9 protein-coding genes and 1 pseudogene are annotated in these 10,148 nt (G+C 66.0%); 7 read left to right on the forward strand and 3 right to left on the reverse strand.

What is annotated here, in order from left to right:
* The first annotated feature begins 10 nt into the window (after positions 1–10).
* Positions 11–1,171, forward strand: a complete 1,161-nt coding sequence (locus tag AC1RQK_RS35215; RefSeq protein ID WP_492814014.1) for an acyl-CoA dehydrogenase family protein — start codon at positions 11–13, stop codon at positions 1,169–1,171.
* 79 nt (positions 1,172–1,250) lie between these two features.
* On the opposite strand, the gene AC1RQK_RS35220 is transcribed toward AC1RQK_RS35215, so the two are convergent.
* The 3 genes and pseudogenes from AC1RQK_RS35220 to AC1RQK_RS35230 all read right to left on the reverse strand — a co-directional run bounded on the left by AC1RQK_RS35220 (position 1,251) and on the right by AC1RQK_RS35230 (position 3,803).
* A complete protein-coding gene (locus AC1RQK_RS35220; protein WP_492371619.1) occupies positions 1,251–2,468 on the reverse strand; it encodes a pyridoxal phosphate-dependent aminotransferase in 1,218 nt (405 codons plus the stop codon).
* On the reverse strand, positions 2,468–3,130 hold the full coding sequence (locus tag AC1RQK_RS35225; RefSeq protein ID WP_492814016.1) for an RraA family protein: 663 nt from the start codon (positions 3,128–3,130) through the stop codon (positions 2,468–2,470). Before AC1RQK_RS35225 ends, AC1RQK_RS35220 begins: the two co-directional genes overlap by 1 nt.
* Positions 3,127–3,803 (reverse strand): annotated as a pseudogene (locus tag AC1RQK_RS35230) (RraA family protein). The gene AC1RQK_RS35225 and the pseudogene AC1RQK_RS35230 overlap by 4 nt, the downstream one beginning before the upstream one ends.
* Positions 3,804–3,932: 129 nt before the next feature.
* Here AC1RQK_RS35230 and AC1RQK_RS35235 point away from each other — a divergent pair.
* The 6 genes from AC1RQK_RS35235 (at position 3,933) to AC1RQK_RS35260 (ending at position 10,056) form a co-directional block, all read left to right on the forward strand.
* Positions 3,933–4,856 (forward strand): LysR family transcriptional regulator, encoded by a 924-nt coding sequence (locus AC1RQK_RS35235; RefSeq protein ID WP_492814018.1) that lies wholly within the window; start codon positions 3,933–3,935, stop codon positions 4,854–4,856.
* Positions 4,857–5,055: 199 nt separating this feature from the next.
* Positions 5,056–6,033, forward strand: coding sequence for a Bug family tripartite tricarboxylate transporter substrate binding protein (locus AC1RQK_RS35240; protein WP_492371623.1), 978 nt, complete (start codon positions 5,056–5,058; stop codon positions 6,031–6,033).
* A complete protein-coding gene (locus AC1RQK_RS35245) occupies positions 6,030–7,331 on the forward strand; it encodes a sulfatase family protein (RefSeq protein WP_492814020.1) in 1,302 nt (433 codons plus the stop codon). The genes AC1RQK_RS35240 and AC1RQK_RS35245 overlap by 4 nt, the downstream gene beginning before the upstream one ends.
* A gap of 85 nt (positions 7,332–7,416) precedes the next feature.
* Positions 7,417–8,046, forward strand: coding sequence for a glutathione S-transferase family protein (locus AC1RQK_RS35250; protein WP_492814022.1), 630 nt, complete (start codon positions 7,417–7,419; stop codon positions 8,044–8,046).
* Between the two features lie 42 nt (positions 8,047–8,088).
* The gene (locus AC1RQK_RS35255; RefSeq protein ID WP_492814024.1) at positions 8,089–8,724 is read left to right on the forward strand and encodes a glutathione S-transferase family protein; all 636 of its coding nucleotides are present in this window, start codon (positions 8,089–8,091) and stop codon (positions 8,722–8,724) included.
* 366 nt (positions 8,725–9,090) lie between these two features.
* Positions 9,091–10,056 carry an LLM class oxidoreductase gene (locus AC1RQK_RS35260; protein ID WP_492371627.1) on the forward strand — a complete coding sequence of 322 codons (966 nt, stop codon included), beginning with the start codon at positions 9,091–9,093 and terminating at the stop codon, positions 10,054–10,056.
* The last annotated feature ends 92 nt before the right edge of the window (positions 10,057–10,148 follow it).

The following is a 10,148-nucleotide window of genomic DNA, read 5'->3' on the forward strand; positions in this document are numbered from 1 at the left end:
GAGACATCTCGTGCTGAACAAAGTTGATGAACACCAGGAAATCCGCGAAGCCATCCGCGACTTGTGCGGGCAGTTCTCGTCGGAGTATTTCCGCAAGATCGACGAGGCCCGGGGCTATCCCGAGGCATTCGTCAATGCGCTGACCGCCGCTGGCTGGCTGGCGGCCCTGATCCCCGAGGAATACGGCGGCTCGGGGCTGAGCCTCACGCAAGCCTCGGTCATCATGGAAGAGATCAACCGTGCCGGCGGCAACTCGGGCGCCTGCCACGGCCAGATGTACAACATGGGCACGCTGCTGCGCCATGGCTCAGGGCAGCAGAAGCGCGAGTACCTGCCGAAGATCGCGAGCGGCGCGCTGCGCCTGCAATCCATGGCGGTCACCGAGCCGAGCACCGGGACGGATACCACCAAGATCAAGACCACCGCCGTGCGCAAGGGCGACAAGTATGTCGTCAACGGGCAGAAGGTCTGGATCTCGCGGGTGCAGCACTCGGATCTCATGATCCTGCTGGCGCGGACCACGCCGCTGGCGGAGTGCAAGAAGAAGTCGGAAGGCATGTCCATCTTCCTCGTCGACCTGCGCGAAGCGATCGGCAAGGGCCTGACGGTGCAGCCGATCCTCAACATGGTCAATCACGAGACCAACGAGCTCTTCTTCGACAACCTGGAGATCCCGGCGGAGAACCTGATCGGCGAGGAGGGCAAAGGCTTCAAGTACATCCTGGATGGCCTGAACGCCGAGCGCACGCTGATTGCCGCGGAGTGCGTCGGCGACGGCTACTGGTTTATCGACAAGGTGACCAGCTACGTCAACGAACGCATAGTGTTCGGCCGGCCCATCGGCCAGAACCAGGGCGTGCAGTTCCCCATCGCAAGGGCGTTCGTCAACGTGGAGGCGGCGAGCCTGATGCGCTTCAAGGCTGCCAAGCTGTTCGACGAGCACCAGCCCTGCGGCGCCGAAGCCAACATGGCCAAGCTGCTGGCCGCGGATGCCTCCTGGGAGGCCGCCAACGCCTGCCTGCAGTATCACGGCGGGTTTGGCTTTGCCGCGGAATACGACGTGGAGCGCAAGTTCCGCGAAACCCGCCTGTACCAGGTCGCGCCGATCTCGACCAACCTGATCCTGTCCTATGTCGGGGAGCACATCCTTGGCATGCCGAGGTCGTTTTGACGCTTCGTTGGGAGGATTGGATGGCGGCGTAGCGCCGGTGCCTGGCGCCACGCCGCGCGGCGCTCAGCCGCTCAGCTGCTCAGCCACTCAGTGATATGCAGAACCGCTGGATCGCCTGGCATGCCTGGCGCAGCGACTCGGTGTCCAGCGCGTAGGCAAGGCGGATGTAGGGCGCAAGGCCGAAGGCGCTGCCGTGCACGACGGCCACGTTGGCCTCGTCCAGCAGCGCAAGCGCAACGTCCTCGTCCGTGCTCAGCAACGTGCCGGCGGGCGTGCGCCGGCCGAGCAGGCCTGCGCAGGAGGCGAATGCATAGAACGCCCCGCCGGGTACCGCGCAGGCCATCCCCGGCGTTTCGTTGAGCAGCCGGACCATCAGGTTGCGCCGCGCCTCGAATATCCGCCGCGTGTCGGCGACGAACGCCTGCGGCCCGCTGAGCGCTGCCAGCGCGGCGTGCTGGGAGATGGCGCTGGCGCCGGAGGTTTGCTGGCCCTGGAGCTTTTCCATGGCCTCAAGCAGCCAGCGCGGGCCAGTGCCAAAGCCGATGCGCCAGCCGGTCATGGCGTAGGCCTTGGACACGCCGTTCATCGTCAGCGTGCGCGCCGCCAGGCGTGGCTCGACCGCGGCGATGGTATGGAAGCGCTCGCCGTCAAATGTCAGGTGCTCGTAAATGTCATCCGACAGGATCAGCACATGCGGGTGCGCCAGCAGCACCTTGGCAAGCGCCGCCAGCTCGCCGTGCGTGTAGACCGCGCCTGTGGGATTGGAGGGCGAATTCAGGATAAGCCAGCGTGTCGCCGGGCCGATCGCCGCGGCGAGGACGGCCGGCGTCAGCTTGAACCCGACGTCCGCATCGCACGGCACCACCACGGCATGCGCCCCGCACAGCTGGACCATCTCCGGGTAGCTGACCCAGTAAGGCGCGGGCACAATGACCTCGTCGCCCTCGTTCAGGGTGGCCGCCAGGGCGTTGTAGATCACCTGCTTGCCGCCGCTGCAGACGATGGTGTCCTGCCAGGCCACGTCGAGCCCGTTCTCGCGCCTGAACTTGGCGGCAACGGCTTCGCGCAGGGCGCGCAGGCCAGCGACTTGCGTGTACCGGGTGTGGCCCTGGCGAATCGCGTCGACCGCGGCGTCGCAGACATGCACGGGGGTATCGAAGTCCGGCTCGCCCGCGCTGAGCGAAATCACCTTCGCGCCGGATGCGCGTTTTGCCGCCACGCGGTCCATCATCCGGTAAGTGGCCGAGGGCAGGGCGCTGGCCAGGTTCTCATTCAAGCGTTGTACATCGGTTGTCATCAGGCCTTCCTCTGCAGCGTGTGGTAGCCCAATGCCGCGCGGGCTTCCCCGAGGGTTTTCCCATTGGCGATGTGCTCGCGGATCCGCGCTTCCACGGACTCGATCTGGCGTGCCAGTTCGGCAACCTCGCGCGCCCGGTCGCGCGGGACGACGACCACCCCGTTGGCGTCCGCCACGACGATGTCGCGGGCGCAGACGCGCGCCGTGCCGATGGAGACCGGCGCATTGATCGCTTCGACCTGGACACGGTCCTTGCCGGTGCGCATGAACCGGCCCCGCGTGAACAACGGATAGCCGTCGCCGAGCGCCTTGGCCACATCCCGGCACACACCGTCGATGACGGTGGCCGCGATGCCGCGCGCGCCGGCGTACTGGGTCATGATGTCGCCCCAGACCGTGCAGTCGGTGCGGCCGTCGTTGTCGATCACCACCACGTCGCCTTCGGCCACGTCATCGATGAAGTCGCCGACCGTGCCCGGCGGCGTGCTGGCGGACACGTATCTGACGGTGTAGGCCGGCCCGACCACGACTTGGGCGTAGTTGTCCAGCGGCGCAATGCCAAGGCACTGGCCGGGCAGGCCCAGCTTGTCCATGGCGTCGGACACACCCGGTGTATCCAGGCCTGCGAACAAGGCCGATAGTTCTTTGTCTGCTGCGTTCATTGGGTATTTCCACTGTGGATGGCGTCGAATTCCTTGTCATGCATGACTTCAGCGACCGAGCGTCCGGCGGCACGGCCTTGACCATCGAGTCCTGGCGACGTGCAATGCGCTCGCCAAGCGCCACGATGTCTTCGATGCGCTCGGCCGCCACGAACACCGTGCCGCAGCGATCGGCTAGCACGTAGTCATCCTGATGAACAACCACGCCCGCAAAGTTGACAGGTTCTCCGGCACCCACCTGCACAACCCGGTTGCGCGCGCTGATCATGGTGACACCACGCCCGAACACGGGGTAGCCGATCGACTCGCTGCCTTCGATGTCGCGGCTCAGGCCGTCGATCACCGAGCCGCGCACCTGCCTGGCGGTGGCGGCATTGGCCAGGATGTCGCCCCAGCAGGAGACGCCATCGATGCCGCCTGCAATCACAAGCACACGGTCATCGGTGTGGATCGCGGCGACGACCGGAGTGATCAGGTGCACCGTCGGTTGGGCATCCGTCTTGCGGCCCAGCTGGATGGTGCTGGCCCTGCCAACGATCTTCGGGCAGTCCCAGAGCGGGCGAATGCCGAAGGTTGCGCCGGGGAGGCTGTAAAAATCGAGGGCATCCGACACCGTGTTGGTATCGAGTGCGGCGAGGCGGTCGAGCAAGGAGCGTGAGGTGGGGGAGGTCATTTCGAGCCTGTAAAGCGGGTTGCCAGGGGGTTACCAGCGGGTGCCAGGTTTGCACTTTCGGCGATGGAGCCCAATCTGTAAATTCCGAATCCGGTAAGCTATCCATATGTAAAACCTATCAAGGCAGCCATGATCAATTTCCGGCTTGTCCGTCACCTCTGGGTGTTCCTGGCTGTCGCCGAGGAGCAGCATTTCGGGCGTGCCGCCAAACGGCTGGGCATGTCCCAGCCGCCCGTCACCGAGCAGATCCAGATACTGGAGCAGGCACTCAAGGTGAAGCTCTTCGAGCGCTCAAGGCGAGGCGCGCAGCTCACGCCGGTTGGCGCGGCGCTGCTGCCGGCGGTGCAAAAGCTCGCGGAGCAGCTGGAGCGGCTCGACGTGGCGGTGCGCGAAGCCGTGCATGGGCAGACCGGGCTCCTGACGATCGGCGCGATCTCGTCCGCGATGCTCGATACGCTGCCTGCGCTGATCGACCATCTCAAGGCCGCGTACCCGCAGCTGACCATTTCCGTGACGGAGATCGATAGCGTCGACGCCGTGCCCGCGCTGGAGCGCGGTGATGTCGATCTGGCCTTCGCGCGCCTGGAAGGGGAGCTGGGCCCGTCGATCCAGTCCATTGCTCTCAAGCAGGACCGGCTGGCGGTCGCGCTGCCGCGGTCGCACGCCCTGGCCGAGGTGCCACGTGTCAGGCTGGCGGCGCTGGCAGATGAGGAGTTCGTGATGTTTGCCCGGCAGGTCAGCCCGGTCTACTACGACAGTCTCATCGCGACCTGCCGCACTGCGGGCTTCTCGCCGCGGGTGCTGCACCAGGTGCGCACGGTGTCTTCGCAGATCGCCTTCGTGGGATGCGGGCAGGGGGTCGCGCTTGTTCCCGCGTCCTTGAAGAAGGCCGCGCCGGACAATGTCGTGGTCCGGCCGCTGAAGGAGCCCGTGAACGTGGTGACCACCGCGATGGCGTGGTCCACCACGCGGGAAAACCCGATGGTGGCTAACGTCGTCGCTGCGCTTTCGGCCGGGAAAGCAACGGCGCGGTTGCGCAAGGCCAGGGCTTGAGCGGGCGCTTCGGCGCGTGGCGTGTGACATCGCGCGCAACCTGTCCATCCCGGCGTGGCCGGTGGGCCGCGATGGACCGTCGATGGGGCCGGAAATGATTGATTAGAACAATCGACGGCATGGCAAGTAGAGTTGTCCGGCATGATGGCGCCGTGAGGCGCCGCAGTGCCAGTGCACACATAACAACGGAGACCACGCCATGTTCCATCGCCTTGCCGCCCCGCTGCGGGCCGCAACCCTTGTGCTCCTGCTCTGCGCGCCGGGACTCGCTGCGCACGCCCAGGAGCGCTATCCGGCCAAGCCGGTGCGCTTCGTCAACTCATTCCCGCCGGGCGGCCCGTCAGACCTGCTCGCCCGCTCGGTGGCCGAGGTGCTGCAGGGCGAGCTCAAGCAGGCCTTTGTGGTAGAGAACAAGCCTGGGGCGGGCGGCAACCTGGGCGCGGGCGCGGTGGCCAAGAGCCCTGCCGATGGCTACGCGGTGCTGTTCGGCATCGATACCACCTTTACCGTCAATCCGCATATCTACAGCGCCATGCCGTTCCGGCCCGGCGAGCTCAAGCCCTTGATGATACTGGCCAGTTCGGGTTTGCTGGTAGGCACGTCGCCGTCGTCCGGCATCGCTTCCTTGCCGGACCTGGTCAAGCAGGCCAAGGCAAAGCGCCTGAACTTCAGCTCCGGCGGCAGCGGCAGCCCGGGCCACCTGGCCATCGAGGAGTTCCAGCGCGCCACCGGCCTCAAGCTGAACCATGTGCCTTACAAGGGCAGCACGCCGGCGGTGACCGCCGTGGTGGGCAGCGAAGTGGATGGCGGCTTCCTGGCCACGCCCAGCATGCTGCCCTTCGTCAAGGCGGGCAAGGTGACGGCGCTGGCGGTGACCAGCCACCAGCGCTCGCGGCTGGCGCCGGGCATTGCTACCGTGGCCGAGCTTGGCATGAAGGAACTGGAGCATGAGGTACTGTATGTGGCGATGGTGCCGGCGGCCACGCCGGAGCCGGTGGTGCGCGTGCTCGAGCGTGCCATCGCCGATGCGCTGGCGCGGCCCGATGTGCAGGCTCGCATGCAGGCGCTGGACCTGCAGCCCGAAGGCATCACCGGCGCGGCGGCCGCGCGGCGGTTGTCGGACCTGTCCGAGCGATATCGTCAACTCATTGTTGCCACCGGCATGAAAGTCGAATGAAACCGAACCTGATCTATATCGTCGCCGACGATCTCGGCTACGCGGACCTGGGCTGCTATGGCGGGCGCGAGCCGGTCTCTCCGGTACTCGACAGCCTGGCCGCCAACGGCCTGATGCTGACGCAGGGCTATGCCAACTCGCCGGTGTGCTCTCCCACGCGCTTTGCATTGATGACGGCGCGCTACCAGTACCGGCTGCGCGGCGCGGCCGAGGAGCCGATCAACAGCAAAAGCCGGGGCAGCAACACGCTGGGCCTGCCGCCGGCGCATCCCACCTTGCCCTCGCTGCTGCAAGCGCAGGGCTACCGCACGGCGCTGATCGGCAAATGGCACCTGGGCTTTGCGCCAGCGTTCGGGCCGCTGCTGTCGGGCTATCAGGCATTTTTTGGCCCCATGGCGGGCGGTGTCGATTACTTCACGCATTGTGATTCCAGCGGCCGTCACGATCTGTGGCACAACGACGCGCAGCACCAGGAACCCGGCTACCTGACCGATCTGCTGTCGCGGCGCGCGGTAGATTACGTGACGCGCATGAGCGGGGAGGGCGCGCCGTTCTTCCTGAGCCTGCATTACACCGCGCCGCACTGGCCGTGGGAAACCCGCGACGACGCCGCGCTGGCGCCGCAGGTCAGCAACAACCTGTTCCATCTCGACGGCGGCAACATCCACACCTACCGGCGCATGATCGGCCACATGGACGAGGGCATCGGCTGGCTGGTGGACGCGCTGCGCCAGCTCGGCCAGCTCGACAACACGCTGATCGTCTTCACCAGCGACAACGGCGGCGAGCGCTTCTCGGACAACTGGCCGCTGGTGGGCGGCAAGATGGACCTGACCGAGGGCGGCATCCGTGTGCCATGGATCGCGCACTGGCCCGCGATGATCGCGCCGGGTGGCACCAGCGCACAGCACTGCATGACGATGGACTGGTCGGCCACGATGCTGGATGCGGCGGGCGTGCAGGCCGATCCCGGCTACCCGCTGGACGGCGTGTCGCTGATGCCGTTGCTGCGCGATGCGGCGCACCGCTTCCACCGCCCGCTGCACTGGCGCATGAACCACCGCGACCAGCGCGCGCTGCGCGACGGCGACTGGAAGTATCTGCAGGTGGACGGACACGAGTACCTGTTCGATCTCAGCCGCGATGAGCGCGAGCGCGCCAACCTGGCGAAGCGCGAGCCCCAGCGGCTGGTGGCGATGCGCGAGGCTTGGCTGGTATGGAATGCGGGCATGCCGCCGATTCCGGAGGATGCCACGGTCAGCCTGGGGTATTCGGCGGCGGATATGCCGCAGCGGTAACGGCCCGGCCGCGGCTCCGATCCGCACCTTGGTGTATCGTTGAAGATTGCGCGAAACGCGGGAATCTCCAACGGGAATACATCGAATGCTGACGATCTGGGGCCGTGCGAATTCGGTCAATGTGCAAAAGGTACTGTGGGGTTGCGAAGAACTTGGCTTGCCGTTCCGGCGGATCGACGCCGGCATGCAGTTCGGCGGCAACAACGAGCCCGACTATCTCGCCATGAATCCCAACGGGCGCGTCCCGACCATCATCGATGGCGATTTTGTGCTGTGGGAGTCGAATTCCATTCTGCGCTACCTCGCCATGGAGTACGGCAAGTCAGGTGCGCTGTACCCGGCCGGGCCTAAGGTGCGCGCCAGCGTGGACCGCTGGCTGGACTGGGCGCTGTCGACCTTGCAGCCGGCGGAACGGCCGGTCTTCTGGGGTTTCGTGCGCACGCCCGCCGCCGAACGCGACGTGGCTCGCCTGACGGCCGAAGCCGGCGTGGTGGCCGGGCTGTGGCGCTTGCTCGACCAGCACCTGGAAGGCCGCGACTATATGGAAGGCGGCGGCTTCACGCTGGCCGACCTGGTGCTGGGCGCCTACGCACGCCGCTGGTTCGGCCTGGACGCCCAGATCGATCGTCCCGCGCTGCCCAATCTCGAGCGCTGGTATGCGCACGTGGGCCAGCGCGCCGGCTTCCGCCAATACGTTGCGGCGCCCTTGAGCTGAGCCTGGATCCCCTCATCACGAACCGATCGCGAACCGATTTCCATGACTATCACCCTGCACACCTGGAATACGCCGAACGGACGCAAGATCAGCGTCGCGCTCGAGGAAATGGCGCTGCCTTATGCCGTCAAGACGGTGAACATCACCAAGGGCGAGCAGCATCAGCCGGATTTCCTGCGCATCAGCCCCAACAACCGGATCCCGGCCATCGTCGATGCGGATGGCCCCGATGGACAGCCGATCAGCGTCTTCGAATCCGGCGCGATCCTGCTTTACCTGGCCGAGAAGACCGGCAAGTTCCTGCCTGCGAGCTTGCGTGACCGTGTGCCGGTGCTGGAGTGGCTGATGTGGCAGATGGGCGGCTTTGGGCCCATGCCGGGCCAGGTACATCACTTCCGCACGGTTGAGGCGGAGGCCGACCGGCACTATGGGCTCAAGCGCTATTCGGAAGAAACGCGGCGCCTTTACGGCGTGCTGGACCGGCGGCTGGCGGAGGTGGAGTACGTGGCCGGCGACCTGTCCGTGGCGGATTTCGCGATCCTGGGCTGGGCCTGGCGCCACGAGCGCCATCAGGTCTCGCTGGAGCAGTTTCCGAATGTCGGGCGCTGGTACGACGCCCTGTTTGCGCGTCCCGGCGTGCAGCGCGGCTTTGCGGTCAAGCTGGATGACCTGGCTTGACGCCGGCAAATCCGTACAAGCTCCATACAATCGCAACACCGCCTTCGCACTACCTTCGCACAAACCGGACGCCCATTTGACATGGGTCAAGAACCCGAATGGTGCCGCCCGCTAATATGATTTCCGTCATGGAGATGCGGGGGCGCTCTTCATGACTTGTCTACCCGTTTCCAGAATACGGAAACTTGGCCCGCGCCACGCAAGTGGGGCGGGCTTTTTTCTTGTCGCTTGTCCGCCCGGCGCTATCGGTTCCTATCGGCCCGGCTCATCCGGTTGTGCGCAGCGGCCAGCGCGTGGCAACTGCTAATATGCAAGACGGTCCCCGCAGACGGGCCAGCGACCCGCAGGTATATCCGGAGGACTCGAATGCCTCAGACAGAAGCCCCTTCGCCGCATGACGCCGCCGTGCAAGACCGCGTGTTCCAGGAAGGCCGCCTCTCGCTTGGCCTGACCTTGCCGATGCTGCAATCCGGTCAGGTCGTCGCGGACTTCCGCGAGCAGGTGGCGCTGGCCAAGCTCGCCGACGCGCTCGGATTCCGCGCGCTGTGGGTGCGCGACGTGCCGCTGAACAGCGTCGGCTACCCGGACCCGGTCGGGCATCTCGATCCCTGGGTGTTCCTTGGCGCGCTGGCCAGCCAGACCGAGCGCATCGCGCTGGTGAGCGGCGCTATCGTGCTGACGCTGCGGCATCCGTTGCATGTCGCCAAAGGGGCGATTTCAGTCAGCGCGTTGTCGCAGGGCCGCTTCGTGCTCGGCCTGGGCTCTGGCGACCGTCCTGCCGAGTACGCTGCGTTTGGGCAGGCTACGGCCGCACGGCGCGACTTGTACCTGCGTCACTGGGAGACGGTGGCGGCGGCGGTGGGAGAGCCTTCGCGGGTGATCCCGGATCAGTTCCATGACGACACGCCCGAGTTTTTCGTGCTCCCCAAGCTCCCCGCGCCCATTCCCTTGCTGGCCGTGGGCTCGGGCGGGCAGAGCGTCGACTGGATCGCGCGCCATTCCATCGGCTGGATGACCTATCACCGCGAGCCTGCGGTGCAGCGGGAGCGCTATCGCATGTGGCGCGCGGCGGTTGAGCGTGCCGCGCCCGGGCAGTTCCGCGCCTTTGGCGTGGCGATGCAACTGGACCTGAGCGCCGATGCCGGCGAGCCGCCTACCGCAATCTCGCTTGGCTATCGCACCGGGCGAAATGGGCTGAGGGAGTTGCTGCGGGACATGCGCGGCAGCGGCACGCATCATGTTTCGCTCAACCTGCAGGCATCCGAACGTGCGCCGCGAGAGGTGATTGAAGAATTGGCCGTCGAGGTCCTGCCGGCATTTCACGCGGACTAGTTTTTTCTCTTCGCTAAGAGGGTGGAGACAAAACAAAGAAAGACCTATTCTTCCTAAACTGAACATGGAGATGCAGTCATGGGGAAGATGGG

The sequence above is a fragment of the Cupriavidus sp. GW822-FHT02D05 genome (genome assembly GCF_058802485.1).

What these genes read in the sequence shown, in the direction of transcription:
- AC1RQK_RS35245 (WP_492814020.1), top strand. Translation starts at nt 6,030, where the DNA reads ATGAAACCGAACCTGATCTATATCGTCGCCGACGATCTCGGCTACGCG.
- AC1RQK_RS35240 (WP_492371623.1), top strand. Translation starts at nt 5,056, where the DNA reads ATGTTCCATCGCCTTGCCGCCCCGCTGCGGGCCGCAACCCTTGTGCTC.
- AC1RQK_RS35220 (WP_492371619.1), bottom strand. Translation starts at nt 2,468, where the DNA reads ATGACAACCGATGTACAACGCTTGAATGAGAACCTGGCCAGCGCCCTG.
- AC1RQK_RS35255 (WP_492814024.1), top strand. Translation starts at nt 8,089, where the DNA reads ATGACTATCACCCTGCACACCTGGAATACGCCGAACGGACGCAAGATC.
- AC1RQK_RS35225 (WP_492814016.1), bottom strand. Translation starts at nt 3,130, where the DNA reads ATGAACGCAGCAGACAAAGAACTATCGGCCTTGTTCGCAGGCCTGGAT.
- AC1RQK_RS35235 (WP_492814018.1), top strand. Translation starts at nt 3,933, where the DNA reads ATGATCAATTTCCGGCTTGTCCGTCACCTCTGGGTGTTCCTGGCTGTC.
- AC1RQK_RS35250 (WP_492814022.1), top strand. Translation starts at nt 7,417, where the DNA reads ATGCTGACGATCTGGGGCCGTGCGAATTCGGTCAATGTGCAAAAGGTA.
- AC1RQK_RS35260 (WP_492371627.1), top strand. Translation starts at nt 9,091, where the DNA reads ATGCCTCAGACAGAAGCCCCTTCGCCGCATGACGCCGCCGTGCAAGAC.